Genomic DNA, 18,493 nt, shown 5'->3' with positions numbered 1-18,493 from the left:
CCGCCGGCACGGTCGACCGGGTGCCCACGGTGGTCCCCCCGCCGGCCGACGTCGACGACGAGCCCCGGGCCACGTCGCACGAGCCCCCGGCCGTCGCGTACGACCCCCCGGCCGTCGCGTACGACCCCCCGGCCGTCGCGTACGACCCCCCGGCCGTCGCGTACGAGCCGCCGGCCGTGCCGCACGAGCCGCCGACGGTCGCGTACGAGCCGCCCGCCCGGTCGGCCCGGGTGCCGCACCAGGCCGGGGACCGGCTGCCGACGCTCCGCCCGCCGGCGGACGAGCCCATGGCCGGGGTGATCCCGCCGCCACCGGCACCAGTCGATCCGTCGCCCGCGGAGCAACCGTCCCGGCACGCCGGGGAGCGGCTGCCGGAGCGCACCGGTCGGGAGGTGACGCCGCCGCGGCAGCGCTCCGCCGGCCGGCGCAACCAGCCGACCAAGCCGGTCCGGGTCAAGCCACCGAAGATCAAGTTCGGCGACCGGGACCCGGCGGTCGAGCTGGCCATCACCGAGATCGCGGGCCACCTCACCTTCACCCCGAACACCGTCACCGCCTGGTACTGGCTGCCGGAGGTGCGCTGGGCGTTCCGACCGGACGCGGAGCGGGAGGCGCTGCTCTCGGCGATCTCCGAGCAGTACGCCGGCCTGGCCGGCTTCCGGCTGCACCTGCGGCGCACCACCCGGCCCTTCCCGGCCGACGAGTGGGCCCGCACCATCGACGCGCACACCCCCGCCCCGCTGCCCGACGTCCCCGGCACCACCGGCTGGGCCGACCACCTGGTGGCCGCGCAACGGCACCTGCTCTCGGTCAACCACGCCGAGGGGCAGACCTACCTCGGTGTCACCTTCGCCCGCCGGTCCCTCGGCGACTCGCTCACCGAGCGGCTGCTGCGCACCTTCGGCCGCGGCGTCGCCGAGGGCGAACGCCGCAAGCTCGGGCGCACCGTCGAGCAGTTCGACGAGGTGCTCGGCGCTTTCGGCATGCGCGGGCGGCGGGTCACCGCGCAGGAACTGGAGTGGCTGCTCTACCGCTCGGTGGCGCTCTGCATGGCGCCGCCCGGCCGGCTCTCCCCGATCACCGACGGGCGATGGGAACGCGGCGACCTGCTCGCCCTCACCGAGCAGGTGGAGCGCTACCGCACCCCGTACGGCTCCACGGTCAAGCTCGTCAACCGGATGACCGGCGAGGAGCGGCACGTCGCCGTGCTGGCGGTGGGCCGGATGGAGCCGCTGGAGATCCCCGAGCGGCACGAGCCCTGGCTGCACTTCCACGAGCGGCTGCCCTGGCCGATGGAGCTCTCCACCCGGGTCGACATCCTGGGCTCCGGCGACTCCTTCCGCAACCTCGAACACCGGCTGCGGATGATCCGCTCCCAGCAGCTCGACTACGCCGAGCACGGCATCGACGCCCCGCCCGAGCTGGAGCGGCTGGCCAAGCGGGCCCTGGTGATCGGCGACGAGATGACCACCGGCCTGCCGGTCGACTCCGCCCGGGCACACGGCTGGCACCGCATCGCCGTCGGCGGGCGGACCCGCGAGGAGTGCCTGGAGCGGGCCCGGCGGCTGATCCAGCTCTACTCACGCGAGCTGCGCATCTCCCTGCAACACCCGAAGAACCAGGACTGGCTGGCCCGCGAGTTCATCCCCGGGGAGCCCATCGCCAACACCGGCTACGTCCGGCGGATGCCGGTCAACCTGCTCGCCGCCGCGCTTCCGCAGGCGGCCTCCACGGTCGGCGACCGGCGCGGCGACCTGATCGGGCGGACGGCCGGCACCTGCCGCCGGCCCGTCTTCCTCGACCTGCACTTCCCCATGGAAGTACGCGAACGCTCCGGCCTCGCCGTCTTCGTCGCCGAGCCGGGCGGTGGCAAGTCCACCCTGCTCGGCGCCCTGGGCTACCTGGCGGCCCGGCGCGGCGTCCAGGTGACGCTGCTCGACCCGTCCGGCCCGCTGGCCCGGCTCTGCGCCATGCCCGAGCTGCGGCCGTACGCGCGGGTGCTGAATCTGACCGGCTCCGAGCACGGCACCCTGGCGCCGTACTCGCTCATCCCGACGCCGCTGCGCAGCGAGTTCGGCAGCGGGGCGGCGGGCGACCGGGAGTTCGAGATCGCCGTCTCCAACGCCCGCGCCGAGCGGCGCATGCTCGTGCAGGACATCTGCATGATGCTGGTGCCCCCGCAGGTGGCCCGGGAGGCGTCCACCGCCACCCTCTTCCGGCACGCCGTACGCCAGGTGCCGGCGGAGGAGACCTCCACCCTGGACGACGTGGTCGCCTGCCTCAGCCAGCTCGACGACGACGCCGGCAAGGAACTGGCCAACCTGCTGCTGGACACCGCCGAGATGCCGCTGGCCATGCTCTTCTTCGGCCGACCGCCCGAGGGGCTGCTCGGCGCGGACGCGGCGCTCACCGTGATCACCATGGCCGGGCTGCGGCTGCCGGACCTGAAGATCGAGCGGGAATACTGGTCGGCCGAGGAGGCGCTCGCCCTGCCGATGCTGCACACCGCGCACCGGCTGGCGGTACGCCGCTGCTACGGCGGGTCGATGTCGTCCCGCAAGCTCGTCGGCCTGGACGAGGCGCACTTCATGGAGGGGTGGCGCTCCGGCCGGTCCTTCCTGGTCCGGCTCGCCCGCGACTCCCGCAAGTGGAACCTGGCGGCGCTGGTGGCCTCGCAGAACCCGAAGGACATCCTCGGCCTCGACGTGCAGAACCTCGTCTCCACCGTCTTCGTCGGCCGGATCGCCGAGGACGCGGAGATCGCCTCCGAGGCGCTGCGCCTGCTGCGGGTCCCGGTCAACGACGGCTACGAGGCCACCCTGGCCTCGCTATCCACCGCGGACGCGACCTCGGCCGCCCGGCTCGGATTCCGCGAGTTCGTGATGCGGGACGTCGACGGGCGGGTGCAGAAGGTCCGGGTCGACGTCTCGTACGTCGACGGACTGCTGGACCACCTCGACACCACTCCCGCCGCGATCGCCGCGGCCGCCGGGGTCCTGCCGGCCGTCCTGCCGAACCTGGAGGCGTGACATGGCGCGGGCCCGGGCACGGCTGGCGGCGTTCCTGCTCACGCTCGGCGTACTCGCCGGGGCCACGATCGGCTGGCCGGCCCTCGGCGCCACACCGGCCTCCGCCGCGCCACCGACGGCCCAGGCGGCATCGAGTGACCTCTGCACCACGCAGGAGTGGCAGGCCGACTTCCGCGCGTGCGTCGCCAAGCTCAAAGACGTGTCGGCAGCACGGGCCGAGTGCCTTGAGCCGCCGACGCCGGGGGCGCCTGACGCAGGTCTGGCTGGCTGGTTCGCCAGTTCACCCCCAGAGTCCTCATCAGGCGGCGTCACCGGCCGATACAGCCTCTATGGATATGCCGGATACAGCTATACAACTTATGACATTGGCTGCGCGTCAACGGTGCTCCACCCGGACTACAAGTTCACCACCACTGTCGCCAACGGCGAGTTCATGGTCGCTACCGCAGTAATTGGCGCCTCGAACGCACTGCGGGAGCGCGCCTGGGACCCGCGCTCGATGTGGGGCTGGGCTGACCCGTTGGTGGACCAGGCGACCAAGGCCGTCTACCAGAAGGTGTTCAGCGTCTTCGGCATCGTCACGCTCTGCGTGGTCGGCCTCTACCTGCTCTGGCGCTCCCGCCAATCGGACATGAGCAACGCGATGACCACGGCGGGTTGGGCGCTGCTGGTGATGGTGGCGGTGACCGCCCTGGCCGCCTGGCCCGTCAAGTCGGCCAACATCGCCGACGGCACACTCGTCACGACCCTGGGCGTGGTGCACGACGCTGTCGGGCCACAGTCGAAACAACCTGCGCCCGGCCGGTGCATCGATCCCGATCCGAAACGCTGCGAGGACAAACGCGCGCCCGCCGTTCGGGCCAGCGACACAGCCACCGAATCCATGCTTTACAGGAACTGGCTGCGGGGCGTTCTTGGGTCAGCCGACAGCGAGACGGCCAAGAAATACGGTCCGGCGTTGTACGACGCACGGTCGTTGACGTGGGGCGAGGTCCAGTCGATCCGCGCCAACCCGGCGACGCGTCAGGCGACGATGGAGGCAAAGCAGCAGCAGTGGATGAAGGTGGCGGAGCAGATTAAGGAGGAGGACCCGGAGGCGTACGAGTACCTCCAGGGCGTCCGGGACATGGACCGGATCGGCGCCGGATTCATCGCGGTGCTCGCCGCCGTGCTCTTCGCGATGTTCGACCTGACGGCCTCGCTGCTGGTGCTGCTGGGCTTCCTGATCTTCCGCTGGGCGGTGATCGCCGCGCCCATCCTCGGCACGGTGGGCCTGTTGCGACCGGCCAGCGCGGGGCTGCGGCGGCTGGGGAACGCGGTGGTCGCCGCCGTCTTCAACATCGCGATCTTCGGCACGGGCGCCGCCATCTACCTCTTCGCGGTCGACCTCATCATGAGCACACCGACGCTGCCGGGCTGGCTGCAGGTGGTGCTGGTCTGGCTCTGCGGCGTGGTGGGCTGGCTCCTCCTGCGTCCCTACCGGCGGATCACCCAACTCGGCGGCAAGGACAGCAGCGAGGCGGTCAGCTCGGCCGGCTCGTGGCACCGACGGTTCTTCCGGGACATGCGCACGGCCGCCCGGCTGGATGTGGCGGAGCCGGGTGGCACGGCCGAGCCGGCGATGGGTCGGCGTCGCGGCGCCGTGGCCGAGAGGAGCACCCTGCGGCCGGAAGCCCGGCGGGAGGACCCTTCGCACGCCTCGACCGGCGGTGGTCAGGAGCGGCAGCGTCCCGACGGCCGCGAAAAGGCCACCGAGGCGCCGGAAACCACGGAACGGGAACCCTCGCGCCCGGTCGCGCCCCGGCCCCGTCGACGGCAACCGGCCACCTGGACGGAGCCCGACGTGCCCGACGAGAGTCCGTCGTTCGTCATCTACCGTCCGGGCTCGGCCGACCGTGAGCCGGAACGGCCCACTCCGCGGATCCGCTCCGAGGCGCGGTGAGTGCGGTGCGTCGGGCGGTTGAATTCCTCGTCACCCGGTTGCTCCGGTCCCGGCTGGGCATCGCGCTCGCCCTCGCGGTCGTGGTGTTCGGGGTCATCGGGGCGGCCCGGCTGGTCTCCGGTCCCGGTGACCCGACGGACGGGCTCAGCAACCGCCCGAGTCGACCCATCACCACGGTCGCCCCGACCGCCGGTGACGACGGGGCCTTCTCGACGGGCGCTCCCCCCTCCCCGGTCACCCGTGCCGGCGAGCCCACGCCGGAGGAGACCGCCGAGCGCTTCGTCGCCGCGTGGTTGGGCAAGCCGGGCGCCACGGCGGACCAGTGGCAGGAAGGGCTGCGTCCGCTGTCGACCCCGTCGCTGACCGAGAAGCTGGCGGGCGCCGACCCGGCGGGGGTGCCGGCCGCGCAGGTGGCCGGTGAGGTCACGCTCCAACCCCGGACCGAGAACTTCGTCGAGGTGCTGGTCCCGCTCGACGCGGGACGGCTCCGCCTCGAACTGGTGGCGCCCGACGGGCGGTGGCTGGTGGACGCGGTGGACTGGGAGCAGGAATGAGCGACGAGACCCGATCCCGCCCTCGGCAGCTCCGGCTCGGCGCCCTGGCGGCCGCGCTGACCGCGACGTTCGCCCTGCTCTGCTGCACCGGCGGCGCCGGCGCCTTCTTCCTCACGGAATTGGGCGGCGACGCCGGTAGCGGCATGAGGCTCGCCAACCAGGACTGCACGGAGAATTCCCAAGTCAAGCTCGTTGGTGACCTGCCTCGGGTGCCTCAGTACGGCGAGCGCCAACTCCGCAACGCCGCCCGGATCATCAAGGTGGGCCAGGAAATGAAGGTGCCGCCGCGCGGCTGGGTGATCGCCGTGGCAACCGCTATGCAGGAGTCACGCCTCCTGAATCTTGCGAATCGCACCGTCGCCGAGTCCGGGAACCTGCCCAACGAGGGCATCGGAGCCGACCACGACTCCGTCGGCCTCTTCCAGCAGCGGGCGAGCTGGGGCAGCGTCGCTCAGCGGATGACGCCCGAGTATGCCGCCCGGAAGTTCTACGAAAAGCTGGTCAAGGTGCCCGGCTGGGAGCGTATGCCGCTGACGCGCGCCGCCCAGGCCGTGCAGATCAGCGCCTTCCCGGACGCCTACGCCAAACACGAGGAGAAGGCCGCCCAGATCGTGAACGCCCTGGCCGGCGGGGCGGCCCGTACCGTACTGGTCGGCGGGAGGCAGGCGTGCGACCGGGCCGCCGGGGGAGAGATCGCCGCCTCGGGCTGGACGGCCCCCATCCCGGGCGGCGTGGGGTCGGGCTTCCGCACGGCGAGCCGGCCGGGGCACAACGGGGTCGACATCGCGGCCCCGAAGGGCACCCTGATCCGGGTCGCCGCCACCGGTCGCGTCTTGGTCTCCCGCTGTGACCCGGACAATCGCGGCCGGCTCAGCTGCGATGTCGACGGCTGGCCGGACAAGGGCGGCTGCGGCTGGTTCGTCGACGTCCTGCACGCCGGCGGCTTCATCACCCGCTACTGCCACATGGTGAGCAAGCCCCGGGTTTCCGTCGGCCAGACCGTCGAGGCCGGCGAGGTCATCGGCGAGGTGGGCAGCAGCGGCAACTCCTCCGGCCCGCACCTGCACTTCGAGGTGCACGAGGACGAGGACCGCAGCAGCCGGGGCGCGATCGACCCGGTGCCGTTCATGCGCTCGCGGGGCGCGCCGCTCAAGGGCGCCGGATGAGGCGCTCGGCGTCATGAACGAGCCGCTTCCCGACCCGTTCGCCGACCAGCCGGACTGGGCCCCCCGGCCACCCCGACCGATAGAGATCGTGCCGGCCACCGGCCGGGTGGAGTTGCGTGGGCGGCGGGTGCTGGTCGGCCTGCCCGGGCTGGGCTGGCGCGGCGACCTGCGGGCCGACGAGCGGGTGGTGCAGGGCAGTCGGACCTACGTACCGGTCATCCCCGAACACGAGTGGTACCGGGCGGAATCCGACCAGGTGGAGGTCTTCGCGCCGCTGGTCCCGGTCGAGCGGGTCTGGGTGGAGACGGTGGGAGCCCGGCCGTCGGATACGTCGGTGGACCGTGAGGCGGGTGTCCGTCTCGTCTCCCTGGACGCCCCGGCGCACCGCGCACCGACCCCGGTTTTCGAGGCGGACGCCGTCACCGGCCGCCGGGTGGTACACGTCGTGGAGTCCGTCGAGCACCGGGACCTGCGGGCCGTCACCGAGACCTACTCGGGCGCCGACGGGGACATCTGCGTGCGGGTCACGCCGGAGATGGAGTGGTATCGCTGGGCCTGGCGGGGCCAGCCACCGACCACACTGGAGGTGCCGGTCCACCTGCTCTGGATCGAGTGACGGGTCAGCTTGCCGGTGCTCCAGCACAGACTCGCCAACCCTCCCTGTCCTGCACATCAAATCGCCAGGGATCGATCAGGCTCTGCTGCACCCCATCCACTGAGGCGGTACGGCGGATGACCGCCGTGACGGTGGCTGCCGATGAGCCATTCATGGAGACGACGACGCTTTCGACATTGATCGAAAAACTGGAACCAAGTTCCTGCTCACGTCGTTCGATTTGAGCTCGCAGATCCTCGATTGCCCTGAGGTGGCCGTCGCATGTGAACAGCAGCGCCCGATTCTGATCCCGCGCGACGAGCGCGGCCTGCAGATAGTTGACCACCGCGACGTCGGGAGACCCGCGGTCGGGCGCGGCGGCCCGGTTGTAGAGGACGAATCCGGCGGCGACGCCGCCGAGGCAGAGCGCCGCGAGCACGCTTGCGACGACCGTGAGCACAGTGCGCGTCCGCCGCCTCGGCCGCTCCGGCGCCGGGGCCGGGGCCGGCGGCGCCAGGTGGTCGGAGGGGGGCCGTTGCGCCGGTACGCGGGAGACCTGGGAACCGGCGGGGGGCTGCACTGATTCCACCCTCTGAGGCTAACGGCTGGGCGCCGGAGACCCAATGCCCCAGATGCAGCGGATCGTGACGGACCACTCCCCAATGGTGAGATCCACGACAACACCGGCGCAGCGCCGCCGCGCATCCCGGACGAGCCGCTCCGCCTGGGTTACGGTCTCTGCGCGGGGAGGAGTTGCCAACCTCGGGCAGAGGGGGTGGACGCGGTGACCGGTCCGAAGGCACGTACGAACCGCGCCGCCGCCCTGCACCGGCGGGCCGCCGCCACCGCGACCGCCGCCGCCGGCATCCTCGACGACACCCGTCCCGTCCCCGCCGACCAGCACCGCCAGTACGAGCTCGCCGACCGGCTCCGGTCCTCGGCGGCGGCGCTCGCCCCGGGCTGGGCGGGCGAGGCCCTGGAGACGCTGGCTCCTACCGCACCGGCCGGCGAGGGGCCGCCTCCCTTCGTCCGGGTCGGCACGGCGGCGCCGCTGGACGACGCGCGCTTCCCCGCACTGGTGCCGCTGCTCGGCACGGGGCATCTCGCGGTGGACGTCGACGCTCGGGACCCGCGGGTGGCGGGGCTGCTGCGGGCCGTACTGCTGCGGGTGTTGGCGGCGACGCCGGCCGGGGCGCTGCTGGTCCGCGCGGTGGACGCGACGGGTGCGGCGCTGGCGCCGTTCGCGGCGCTCGGGGACGCGGGCCTGCTGCCGCCCCCGGCGGTGGACGTCGCGGGCCTGCGGGCCGTGCTCACCGAGGCCGAGCAGTGGGTGGCCCCGGGGGCGAGCGGGCGTCGCCGGCACGACCGGACGCTGCTGCTGGTGATCGCCGCGCTGCCCGAGCAGACCGGCCCCACCGACCTGGCCCGGGTCGAGGCGCTGGCCGAGCAGGGCCGGTCCGCCGGGCTGCACCTGGTCGTCGCCGGTTGGCCCCCGGCGGGCCCGTACGCCGACCGGGCGCCGCTGCCGCAGGCGACGACGCTGGCGATCCGCAACGCGTACGCGCTGCTGGGTGACCCGCCGGGCGGGTCGTTCGCGGGTCCGGGCGCCGACCCTCCGGGCGGGCTGAACTCGCCGGTCTTCATCGAGGCGGATCCGCCCGCCGAGCTCGTCGACGCGGTCTGCCGCCGGTTGGCCGCGCAGGTGGAGGCGGGTTCCCGGCTGGCCCTGACCGACCTGTTGCCCGCGCCCGACGAGGAGCTGTGGACGGCGACCGCCGTGGACGGGCTCGCGACGACCGTCGGTGACGCGGGTGGCCGACAGGTGTCCCTCGGTTTCACGGAGCTGACCCCGCACTGGCTGGTCAGCGGCCGCTCCGGCGCGGGCCGGTCCACGTTCCTCACCACGGCGCTGCTGGGGCTGGCCGCCCGGTACGGCCCCGACGAGCTGCTCCTCTACCTGGTGGACCTCGCCGACGCCGAGTCCTTCGTGGAGTTCCTCCAGACCGAGCGGGACCGCTCGTGGATCCCCCAGGTCCGGGCCGCCGCGATGGCCGCCGACCGGGAGTACGTGCTGAGCCTGCTCGACGAGCTGGCGGCGGAGGTGCGCCGCCGGGAGGAGGCCGGCAGCCGGGCGGGCGGGCAGCGCTTCGCCGAGCTGCGGCAGCACCGGGCCATGCCCAGGATCGTCTGCGTGCTGGACAATCTTCCGCTGCTCTTCGCCGAGCGGGACCGGCTGGCCGGGGACGTCGCCACCCGGCTGGACGCGCTGGCCCGCACCGGGCGCGCGTACGGGGTGCACCTGGTGCTGGCCGGCGAGGGCGACCTGGGGCTGGGCTCGCGTACCGACCGCGACTCGGTGCTGGGGCAGTTCCCGGTGCGGGTGGCGCTGCCCGGCGGCGGCGCGGTGCTGGAACCGACCAACGACTCGGCGGCGGGGCTGCCGGTGGGCAGCGCGGTGGTGAACACTGCGGGCGGGCTCGGCGGCCCTCGGGGCGCCATCCGGGGGCACGAGCGGATGGTCCGCTTCCCGGACCCGCAGGACCATCCCGACACGGTCGAAGAGCTGCGGCACCGGCTCTGGTCGGCGCGACCGGAGGGGGCCACCCCGCCGGTGGTCTTCGCCGGCTATGCCCGCCCGCTGCTGCGCAACGACCCCCGGCACCGGGCGGCGCTGGCCGGGCGGGCGCCCGGTCCCGCCGCGCTGCTGGGCCGGGCGGTGGACGTGGCCCGGACCACGGTAGCGGTGCCGCTCGGGCCGGCACCGGGGCGCAACCTGGCCGTGCTCGGCCCCGGCCCGGAGGCGGCCCGACTCCTGGTCACCGCGGCCCGCAGCACCGCCGCCCACCACGCGCCGGGGACCGTCCGCTTCGTGCTCGCCGCGCCGGACGACGACTGCCGGCCGCTGGCCGACGCGCTGGCGGCCGAGCTGGCCGCCCGTCACCCGGTCGAGACGGTGGACGCGGCCGGCCTGCTCGCCGCCGTGGACTCCGCCGAGCCGGCCTACCTGGTGGTCTTCGGCCTGGACGTGCCGTCACCGGAGCAGTTGCCCCTGGAGCGGCTGCGCGCGCTGCTGCGCGAGGGTCCGCCCGCCGGCCGGCACCTGCTCGGCCGCTGGCGCACGGCGCCGTCGTTCGCGGCGCTGCTGGAGCCCGACGGCGAGGTGGACAAGCTCGCGGCGGTGGCCGTGGTGGATCTGCCCGGCGCCCAGCTCACGTCGGTCTTCGGCCGGCCGGTGGAGTGGCGGCCCCGGCCCGGCCGGGCGGTGCTCTGGGACTCACCGGGCGAGCAGGGCACCGTACTGGTCCCCTTCGCCGGCGAGGAGGGTGAGCCGACATGAGCCGCAGCGGGGCACGGAGCAGGGCCGCGCACGCCGGCCCGGGACGTCAGCGATCGGCCGCCGGGCCGCCGTCGGGTCGGCCCGACGCCGCGGCGTCGGAGGCCGTGGCGGGCGGCGACCCGGCGCCCGCCGCGTGGACCGAATACCTCGCCGCCGCCCGGCAGCTCGACGGGGTGCGCCGCGACGCGGCCACCGCCGCCGGCGAGCAGGCCCGCTCGGTGCAGGCTGCCCGGGAGGAGCTGACGGCCGTCCGCGCCCGGCTGGCGTCGCAGGAGACCCGGCTGCGCGAGTTGGGCGTACCGCCGATCTCGCTGGTCCCGACGCCGCCGGAGCTGACGGAGGCGGCCCGGTCGATGGCGGGCGGGCCGGCCGCGGTGCTGGCCGCGCTCCGCGCCGCCCGGGGCCGCGCGGACGCCGCGGACGCCGCGTTGACCGCGCGCGGCCTGCCCCGCCTGGCCGCCTGGCCGGCGCGCCCCCGCAACCTGCTGCTGTACGGGCCGCTGGCGCTGCTGGTGCCGCTGCTCCAGGTGGCGCTGTTCGTGACGACCGGCACCGGGGCGGCGAGCGTGGCCGCGTTGCTCTGCGGGCTGCCGATGCCGGCGATGGCGTTCGCGGCGGGCTGGCTCGGCGTCGGGCGGCTCTTCCCGCCTGCGGAGGGTGGCCGGGTCGACCGCACGGCCCGGCTCGGCGCGCTGGTGTGCCTGGTCCCGGCCGTGCTCGTCAGCGCGGGCCTGCTGCTCGCGATGCTGGCCGGCTGAGCGGAACCGCCGCCGGGCGCCGCGCGCACCCGCGCGGCGGTGCCGGTGCCGCGCCTCGACACGCGACGGCCGGCCGACCCGGGTGCGGGTCGACCGGCCGGTTGGTCGGTCAGCGGGGGATGATCAGCGCCATCGCCTCGGCGCGCGACTTGGCGTCGTGTTGGAGCGTGCCCCGCACGGCCGAGGTGATCGTCTGGGCGCCCGACTTCTGGATGCCGCGCATCGCCATGCACATGTGCTCGCATTCGAGCACCACCACCACGCCGCGCGGCGCGAGCCGCTCCATCAGCAGGTCGGCGATCTGCGAGGTGAGCCGCTCCTGGACCTGCGGCCGGCGGGCGAAGACCTCGACCAGCCGGGCCAGCTTGGACAGGCCGGTGATGCGGCCGTCCGGCCCCGGGATGTAGCCGATGTGGGCGCTGCCCCGGAACGGCAGCAGGTGGTGCTCGCAGAGGCTCATCACGTCGATGTCCCGGACGAGCACCAGCTCCTGGTGGTTGGCCTCGAACGTGGTGCTGAGCACCTGGGCCGGGTCGACGCGCAGTCCGGCGAAGAGTTCGGCGTACGCGCGGGCCACCCGGGCCGGGGTCTGCTGGAGCCCGTCGCGGTCCGGGTCCTCCCCGACGGCGACGAGGATCTCCCGGACGGCCTTCTCGATCCGGCCGAGGTCCACGGTGTCCTCGACGGGCCGGCCGGTGAGCTTGCCGCTGATCAGGCGCGCGGCGACGTAGTCGAGGCCGTCCTCGTCGGGCTCGGTCGCGGAGACGGCCAGCCCCCGGTCGTCCCGGGAGCTGGCCGTCGGGTCGGTGCTCAGTGCGTACCGTCCGAGTTGTTCGAGGAGCTGCCACCGACTGTCGCCTGCGCGCCGTCGGCTTGGGCCTGCACCTTCAGCGCGTCCTTCTCCGCCGGCGTGAGCACCGGCGGCTCGGTGGAGGGCTGACGCTTGCCGAAGCCGTTGTACGGCGCCATCGGCGGTCGCTTGGCCACCCGGGCGCAGATCCGGGCCATGTCGGCGGTGGAGAGGGTCTCCTTCTCCATCAGCTCGAGCACGATGTTGTCCAGGACGTCCCGGTATTCCACCAGGATCTCCCAGGCCTCGTCGTGGGCCAGCTCGATCAGCGCCCGCATCTCGCCGTCGATCTCGGCGGCGACGGCGTCGGAGTAGTCCCGCTCGTGGCCCATGTTGCGGCCCAGGAACGGCTCGTCGCCGCTGGTGCCGTACTTGACCGCGCCGAGCTTGGAGCTCATGCCGTACTGCGTGATCATCGCGCGGGCCAGCTGGGTGGCCTTCTCGATGTCGTTGCCGGCGCCGGTCGTCGGCTCGTGGAAGACCAGCTCCTCGGCGGCCCGGCCGCCCAGCGCGTACGCCAGGGTGTCGATCATCTCGGCGCGGGTCTGGGTGTACTTGTCCTCCGTGGGGAGCACCAGGGTGTGACCCAGCGACCGGCCGCGGGACAGGATCGTCACCTTGTGCACCGGCGCCGCGTGCGGCAGCGCCCAGGCGACCAGCGCGTGCCCACCCTCGTGGTACGCGGTGATCTTCTTCTCCTGGTCGCTCATCACCCGGGTCCGCCGCTGCGGCCCGGCGATCACCCGGTCGATCGACTCCTCCAGGGAGTCGTTGTTGATCGCCCGCTGCTCCTTGCGGGCGGTGAGCAGCGCGGCCTCGTTGATCACGTTGGCCAGGTCGGCGCCGCTGAAGCCCGGGGTGCGCCGGGCCACCGAGTCGAGGTCGACGTCGGGGGTGAACGGCTTGCCCTTCGCGTGCACCCGCAGGATCGCCTTGCGGCCCTCCATGTCGGGGGCGTCCACCGGGATCTGCCGGTCGAAGCGGCCCGGGCGCAGCAGCGCCGGGTCGAGGATGTCCGGCCGGTTGGTGGCGGCGATCAGGATGACCCCGCCCTTGGTGTCGAAGCCGTCCATCTCGACGAGCAACTGGTTCAGCGTCTGCTCGCGCTCGTCGTGGCCGCCGCCCATGCCGGCGCCGCGGTGCCGGCCGACGGCGTCGATCTCGTCGACGAAGACGATCGCCGGGGCGTTCGCCTTGGCCTGCTCGAAGAGGTCGCGGACCCGGCTGGCGCCGACACCGACGAACATCTCGACGAAGTCCGAGCCGGAGATCGAGTAGAAGGGGACCCCGGCCTCGCCGGCGACCGCGCGGGCCAGCAGCGTCTTACCGGTTCCGGGCGGGCCGAAGAGCAGCACGCCCTTCGGGATCTTGGCGCCCAGCGCCTGGTACTTCGCCGGGTTCTGCAGGAAGTCCTTGATCTCGTGCAGCTCCTCGACGGCCTCCTCCGCGCCGGCCACGTCCGCGAAGGTGGTCTTCGGCGTGTCCTTGGTGATCATCTTCGCCTTGGACTTGCCGAAGTTGAGCACCCGGGAGCCGCCGCCCTGCATCTGCGACATGAAGAAGAGCAGCAGGAGCACCAGCAGGACGATCGGGAGCAGGTTGACCAGCAGGCTCACCCAGATGCTGTCGGACGACACCTTGGCGTCGGCCGGACCGGTGACCCGGTTGTTGGCCTTGGCCTCGAGGACCTCGTTCCAGACCTCGTCGCCGACCTCGTAGGGGAACTGCGCCTCGATCCGGTCGGTGGTGGTGTCACCGAACTTGGTCTTCTCGGCCAGGTCGAGCTGGATCGTCTGTTCCTTGTCCTGGAAGACGACCTTCTTGATCGAGGGCTTGCCGGTGTTGAGCTGGTCGAGCGCAACGGAAGTGTCCACCCGGTGGTAGCTGGGACCAGCGGTGAACAGTTGACTGAGCACAACGGCGCCGAGGATGACCAGGATGATCCAGACCACCGGTCGGCGGAAGAAACGCGTACGTTCCATGCTGTTGTCGAGCGCCGAGGCGCCCGCATCCTCCTGATCGACGTCCTGACCGTCTGATGGTGTCGCCGCCTGCGCGGCGGCCGGAGCCGCCGTGCGGGCCGGCTCGACCCCGAGGCGCGAACTGCCGCGCCGCGGTCATTCGACGGTACACCGTGAGCGCGAGGAGTGAGCTTGCGAGCCCCGCAGTCGCGCACGAACGGCACATCGTGCGCGAGGAGCGAGCTCGCGAGCCTGACGCCTGCGCGTCGGCGAACCGGGTCCAGCCGACGTGACGGGAGCTCCCCACCCGGCCACCCGACCGCCCGGTCCCGCGGTTCGAGGGGTCGGGCGTGGAGGGTGCCTCCACGCCACCGACCTATACCGTAGTCCGACTGGCTGAGAGCCCGCTGAACGTCCGCTCGATGGACGCCGATGCGAGGAGGGCTCAGGCCCGCGCGTAGACCTCGGGCTTGAGCACGCCGACGTACGGCAGCTCGCGGTAGCGCTCGCCGAAGTCGAGGCCGTAGCCGACGACGAACTCGGTGGGGATGTCGAAGCCGACGTACTTCACCGGCACCGGCACCTTGACCGCGTCCGGCTTGCGGAACAGCGCGACGACCTCGACGCTGGCCGCGGAGCGGGACTCCAGGTAGCGCAGCAGCCAGGAGAGGGTCAGGCCGGAGTCGACGATGTCCTCGACCACGACCACGTGCCGGCCGGCGATGTCCCGGTCCAGGTCCTTGAGGATGCGGACCACGCCGGAGGAGGTGGTGCCCTGGCCGTAGGAGGAGATGGCCATGAAGTCCAGTTCGGCGGGCGGCCCGTTGCGGCCGAGCGCCCGGGCGAAGTCGGCCATGAACATCACCGCGCCCTTGAGCACGCAGACCAGCAGGAGCCCGTCATCGACGTCGGCGTAGTCCGCCGAGACCTGCTTGGCGAGTTCCGCGGTCTTCTCGCGGATCTGCGCCTCGGAGATGATCACGTGGTCGATGTCGGCGTCGTACCAGGAGCCGTCAGCCATGACTCCTAGCCTGCCGTACGCCGGATGGCCTTCGTCGGCGGGGCCGCCCCTTTTGGCGCGGTCCCGCCCCGGATGAATACCGCGAAGGGGGCTAATCACCTCAGCTGGTGCGCGACCGCCAGCGGCGGCCGTCGTCGGTCGCCTTCCAGTCGGCGGAGTCCCGGCTGTCGGCGGTGAGGCCGGCAGCCGAGGCCACCGCGAGGAGGACGAAGAAGAACAGGAAGAACAGGAATTCCATGGCGGCGCTCGCTTTCACACGGTTGATGTCGATTTCGCCGCCGGTGCGCACCGGACTGGAACCAGTCTGCGCCGGGTGCGCCGGGCCGGACAGTGGCAGAGATGCCACTCCCCCTCGATTTTCTGCCAGTCGTGCGGTTACCCTCGTCACATGCTCCGATCAGTCGCCGTCATCGTCATGGAAGGCGTCGCCGCGTTCGAGCTGGGCGTCCTCGCGGAGGTCTTCGGCACCGACCGCACCGCCGACGGCTTCCCCGCCTACCGGTTCGACCTGTGCAGCCCCGACGGCGCGCCGGTCCGCACCAAGTCGGGCTTCCACCTGACCCCGCACGACGGCCTCGGCCCCGTCGAGGAGGCGGACCTGGTCGCCGTGCCGGCCCACCAGCACGGCGCCACCGTTCCGGCGCAGGTGCTCGACGCGCTGCGCCGGGCCGCCGACCGGGGGGCGTACGTGCTGAGCGTCTGTTCCGGGGCGTTCCTGCTGGGCGAGGCCGGCCTGCTCGACGGCCGGGAGTGCACCACCCACTGGATGTACGTCGACGAGCTGCAACGCCGTCACCCCACCGCGAAGGTCCGGTGCAACTCGCTCTACGTGCAGGACGGCCGCCTGCTCACCAGCGCCGGCACGGCGGCCGGCATCGACGCCTGCCTGCACCTGGTCCGCCAGGAGCACGGCTCGGCGACGGCCACCCGCCTGGCCCGCCGGATGGTGGTCCCCCCGCACCGCGACGGCGGGCAGTCCCAGTACGTCGAGGCGCCCATCCCGAAGACCCCCGAGGCGCCCACCCTGGAGCCGGTGCTGGAGTGGCTGATGGGGCACCTCGACCGGCCGGTGACCGTCGACGAGCTGGCCGTCCGGGCCGGGATGGCCCCGCGCACGTTCGCCCGGCGGTTCCGGGCCGAGACGGGCACCACGCCGCACGACTGGCTGACCAACCAGCGGGTGCTGCTGGCCCGGCGGCTGCTGGAGGAGACCCCGCTCAGCGTGGAGGCCGTCGCCGACCGGGCCGGCTTCGGCGACGCGGCGGCGCTGCGGCACCACTTCGCCCGCCGGGTCGGCGCCACGCCGCAGACCTACCGGACCACCTTCCGCGACCGGGTCGGGGTCTGAACCCCACCACCAGCCGCCCGCCGGCCGGACCGGGGCCGGTCACCAGCCACCCATGCCGCCGTCCACCCGGGACTCCGAGCCGCCGACGTAGCCGCCGTCCGGCAGCCGCCAGATCGCCTGCCCGTACCCGAAGACCGCCGGCTCCCCGGCGACGGCGATCTCGTGGCCCCGGGCCCGCAGCTCGGCGACCGCGGCCCGGCCCTCGGCGGTGTCGACCAGCTCCGGCTCGACCAGCACCGACCGCCCGGCGTGCCAGTACCAGCGCGGCGCGTCCAGCGCCGCCTGCGGGTCGAGCCCACCGTCGAGAGTCGCCGAGACGAGCTGCACGTGCCCCTGCGGCTGCATGTGCCCACCCATCACCCCGAACGGCCCCACCGGCCGGCCGTCGCGGGTCAGGAAGCCGGGGATGATGGTGTGGAACGGCCGCTTCCCCGGCGCCACCGCGTTCGGGTGCGCGGGGTCGAGGCGGAACCCGAGCCCCCGGTTCTGCAGGGCGAAGCCGTGCCCGGGCAGCACCACGTGCGAGCCGAAGGCCAGGTAGGTCGACTGGATGAGGCTGACCATCATGCCGCCGGCGTCGGCCGTGCACAGGTAGACGGTGCCCCCACGCTCCGGGTCGCCGGCGGTCGGCTCCCCGGCCCGGTCGGTGATCAACGCCCGGCGGGACGCCGCGTAGCCGGACGAGAGCAGCGCCCGCGTCGGCACCGGCACCCGCTCCGGGTCGGCGACGTGGGCGTGCGCGTCGGCGAAGCCGAGCTTCACCGCCTCGATCTGCCGGTGCAGCCGCTCGGCGAGCGGCAGCGCGGCCAGGTCCGACCCGTCCAGGATGTGCAGGGCCAGCAGCGCCGCCAGGCCCTGCCCGTTCGGCGGCAGCTCCCAGACGTCGTGCCCCCGGTAGCGCGCGGAGACCGGGGCCACCCAGGTCGAGGTGTGCCGGGCCAGGTCGTCGCCGGTGAGGAAGCCGCCGGTGCGGGCCGCGTGCGCGTCGAGCGCCTCGGCGATGCCGCCGGAGTAGAAGTCCTCCGCCCCGCTGGCGGCGATCCGCCGCAGGGTCCGCGCCGCGTCGGGGTTGCGCCACCGCTCCCCCGGCCGGGGTGCCCGGCCGCCGGGCGCGAACACCCGGCCGAACTCGGCGTACTCGTCGCCGGTCAGGCCGGCGTGCGCCGCCAGCGCGCGGGACCAGGTCGCCGCCACGCCCGTGGAGACGGGGTGGCCGTGCTCGGCGTACCCGATCGCGTCGGCGAAGAGCTCCGCGAAGGGCAGCGAGCCGAAGCGGTCGTGCAGGTCCCGCCAGCCGGCCGGCGCGCCGGGCACGGTCACCGGCAGCCAGCCCCGGGCCGGCATCGCCGGCCCCGCCGACTGGGCGCCGCCGAGCGCCTCGACCGGGGCCGCGCCGCGCCCGCCGGTGGCGGCGAGGACCAGCTCGCGGGTCAGCGCCGCCGGGGACCGGCCGGAGGCGTTGAGGCCGTGCAGCCGCTCGCCGTCCCAGACGATCGCGAACAGGTCGCCGCCGATGTCGTTGGACGGGGGCTGCACCACGGTGAGGGTGATCGCGGTGGCCAGCGCGGCGTCGACGGCGTTCCCGCCGCGCCGCAGCACCGCCAGGCCGGCCGCCGCGGCCAGCGGCTGGCTCGTCGCCACCGCGCCGTGCGGCGCGAAGAGCGGCTGTCGGGGGTACGCCATCCGCCATGTCTACCGCCTCCCCGCGGCTCCCGCGGCCCCGCGCGGCGTCCGCCGTCCGCACGCCGTCGCCCGTGCGACGGCGACCGGCCCCGCCGGGTCTGCCGAGCCGCCGCCACGCTTCCCGGCCCGCCCGGCGGCGACCAGCCGCGCCGGATCTCCCGAACCCGCCGGAAGCGGGACCGCCGGACCTGCGCGGGGCGCGTGGTCACCGGGTCTGCCGCACGTCGGCGGGGGCGGTCGGGCGGGGGT

General features: G+C 73.8%; 14 protein-coding genes. 8 read left to right on the top strand and 6 right to left on the bottom strand.

The window, feature by feature from the left end; all coding sequences use genetic code 11:
- The 5 genes from ACSNOB_RS27735 to ACSNOB_RS27715 all read left to right on the top strand — a co-directional run.
- Nucleotides 1-3,029 (top strand): ATP-binding protein (locus ACSNOB_RS27735; RefSeq protein ID WP_436689807.1); only part of this gene is annotated, 3,029 nt, incomplete at its 5' end.
- Between the two features lies 1 nt (nucleotide 3,030).
- Nucleotides 3,031-4,971 carry an MFS transporter gene (locus ACSNOB_RS27730; RefSeq protein ID WP_436689805.1) on the top strand — a complete coding sequence of 647 codons (1,941 nt, stop codon included), beginning with the start codon at nucleotides 3,031-3,033 and terminating at the stop codon, nucleotides 4,969-4,971.
- On the top strand, nucleotides 4,968-5,525 hold the full coding sequence (locus ACSNOB_RS27725; RefSeq protein ID WP_436689803.1) for a hypothetical protein: 558 nt from the start codon (nucleotides 4,968-4,970) through the stop codon (nucleotides 5,523-5,525). Before ACSNOB_RS27730 ends, ACSNOB_RS27725 begins: the two co-directional genes overlap by 4 nt.
- On the top strand, nucleotides 5,522-6,691 hold the full coding sequence (locus ACSNOB_RS27720; protein WP_436689801.1) for a M23 family metallopeptidase: 1,170 nt from the start codon (nucleotides 5,522-5,524) through the stop codon (nucleotides 6,689-6,691). Before ACSNOB_RS27725 ends, ACSNOB_RS27720 begins: the two co-directional genes overlap by 4 nt.
- Before the next feature lie 13 nt (nucleotides 6,692-6,704).
- The gene (locus tag ACSNOB_RS27715) at nucleotides 6,705-7,307 is read left to right on the top strand and encodes a hypothetical protein (protein ID WP_436689799.1); all 603 of its coding nucleotides are present in this window, start codon (nucleotides 6,705-6,707) and stop codon (nucleotides 7,305-7,307) included.
- Between the two features lie 4 nt (nucleotides 7,308-7,311).
- Here the strand turns inward: ACSNOB_RS27715 and ACSNOB_RS27710 are convergent, their stop codons facing one another.
- Complete coding sequence (locus tag ACSNOB_RS27710) at nucleotides 7,312-7,866, bottom strand: hypothetical protein (protein WP_436689811.1); 555 nt, start codon at nucleotides 7,864-7,866, stop codon at nucleotides 7,312-7,314.
- Between the two features lie 195 nt (nucleotides 7,867-8,061).
- Between ACSNOB_RS27710 and ACSNOB_RS27705 the strand changes: the two genes are divergently transcribed.
- On the top strand, nucleotides 8,062-10,623 hold the full coding sequence (locus tag ACSNOB_RS27705; RefSeq protein WP_436689797.1) for an FtsK/SpoIIIE domain-containing protein: 2,562 nt from the start codon (nucleotides 8,062-8,064) through the stop codon (nucleotides 10,621-10,623).
- The gene (locus ACSNOB_RS27700) at nucleotides 10,620-11,381 is read left to right on the top strand and encodes a hypothetical protein (protein WP_436689795.1); all 762 of its coding nucleotides are present in this window, start codon (nucleotides 10,620-10,622) and stop codon (nucleotides 11,379-11,381) included. The genes ACSNOB_RS27705 and ACSNOB_RS27700 overlap by 4 nt, the downstream gene beginning before the upstream one ends.
- A gap of 109 nt (nucleotides 11,382-11,490) precedes the next feature.
- Here ACSNOB_RS27700 and folE read toward each other — a convergent pair whose 3' ends face one another.
- The 4 genes from folE to ACSNOB_RS27680 all read right to left on the bottom strand — a co-directional run bounded on the left by folE (nucleotide 11,491) and on the right by ACSNOB_RS27680 (nucleotide 15,502).
- Nucleotides 11,491-12,153 (bottom strand): GTP cyclohydrolase I FolE, encoded by a 663-nt coding sequence (gene folE / locus ACSNOB_RS27695; RefSeq protein WP_436689809.1) that lies wholly within the window; start codon nucleotides 12,151-12,153, stop codon nucleotides 11,491-11,493.
- 38 nt (nucleotides 12,154-12,191) lie between these two features.
- Nucleotides 12,192-14,213: an ATP-dependent zinc metalloprotease FtsH gene (gene ftsH / locus ACSNOB_RS27690; protein ID WP_393111410.1), complete on the bottom strand. Its 2,022-nt coding sequence runs from the start codon at nucleotides 14,211-14,213 to the stop codon at nucleotides 12,192-12,194.
- Nucleotides 14,214-14,637: 424 nt separating this feature from the next.
- Nucleotides 14,638-15,213 carry a hypoxanthine phosphoribosyltransferase gene (hpt, locus tag ACSNOB_RS27685; protein ID WP_350686506.1) on the bottom strand — a complete coding sequence of 192 codons (576 nt, stop codon included), beginning with the start codon at nucleotides 15,211-15,213 and terminating at the stop codon, nucleotides 14,638-14,640.
- Between the two features lie 100 nt (nucleotides 15,214-15,313).
- Nucleotides 15,314-15,502: a hypothetical protein gene (locus tag ACSNOB_RS27680; protein ID WP_393111568.1), complete on the bottom strand. Its 189-nt coding sequence runs from the start codon at nucleotides 15,500-15,502 to the stop codon at nucleotides 15,314-15,316.
- A 99-nt stretch (nucleotides 15,503-15,601) separates the two neighbouring features.
- Here ACSNOB_RS27680 and ACSNOB_RS27675 point away from each other — a divergent pair, with 99 nt between their 5' ends.
- Entirely contained in the window at nucleotides 15,602-16,561 is a 960-nt protein-coding gene (locus ACSNOB_RS27675; RefSeq protein WP_393111412.1) for a GlxA family transcriptional regulator, read from the top strand.
- Nucleotides 16,562-16,600: 39 nt separating this feature from the next.
- Here the strand turns inward: ACSNOB_RS27675 and ACSNOB_RS27670 are convergent, their stop codons facing one another.
- Nucleotides 16,601-18,244 (bottom strand): gamma-glutamyltransferase family protein, encoded by a 1,644-nt coding sequence (locus ACSNOB_RS27670; RefSeq protein WP_436689792.1) that lies wholly within the window; start codon nucleotides 18,242-18,244, stop codon nucleotides 16,601-16,603.
- Nucleotides 18,245-18,493 lie beyond the last annotated feature (249 nt).

Origin of the sequence: Micromonospora sp. URMC 106 (assembly GCF_051386395.1) — a bacterium.
Lineage (GTDB): Bacteria > Actinomycetota > Actinomycetes > Mycobacteriales > Micromonosporaceae > Micromonospora.
The sequence above is the reverse complement of the archived record's forward strand: the minus strand, read 5'-3'. Positions and strand labels throughout refer to the sequence as shown.

Bases quoted from the DNA above. Each gene is read 5' to 3' on its own strand.
- ACSNOB_RS27730 (WP_436689805.1), top strand. From the start codon at position 3,031: ATGGCGCGGGCCCGGGCACGGCTGGCGGCGTTCCTGCTCACGCTCGGC.
- ACSNOB_RS27675 (WP_393111412.1), top strand. From the start codon at position 15,602: ATGCTCCGATCAGTCGCCGTCATCGTCATGGAAGGCGTCGCCGCGTTC.
- ACSNOB_RS27700 (WP_436689795.1), top strand. From the start codon at position 10,620: ATGAGCCGCAGCGGGGCACGGAGCAGGGCCGCGCACGCCGGCCCGGGA.
- ftsH (WP_393111410.1), bottom strand. From the start codon at position 14,213: ATGGAACGTACGCGTTTCTTCCGCCGACCGGTGGTCTGGATCATCCTG.
- ACSNOB_RS27720 (WP_436689801.1), top strand. From the start codon at position 5,522: ATGAGCGACGAGACCCGATCCCGCCCTCGGCAGCTCCGGCTCGGCGCC.
- ACSNOB_RS27715 (WP_436689799.1), top strand. From the start codon at position 6,705: ATGAACGAGCCGCTTCCCGACCCGTTCGCCGACCAGCCGGACTGGGCC.
- ACSNOB_RS27670 (WP_436689792.1), bottom strand. From the start codon at position 18,244: ATGGCGTACCCCCGACAGCCGCTCTTCGCGCCGCACGGCGCGGTGGCG.
- hpt (WP_350686506.1), bottom strand. From the start codon at position 15,213: ATGGCTGACGGCTCCTGGTACGACGCCGACATCGACCACGTGATCATC.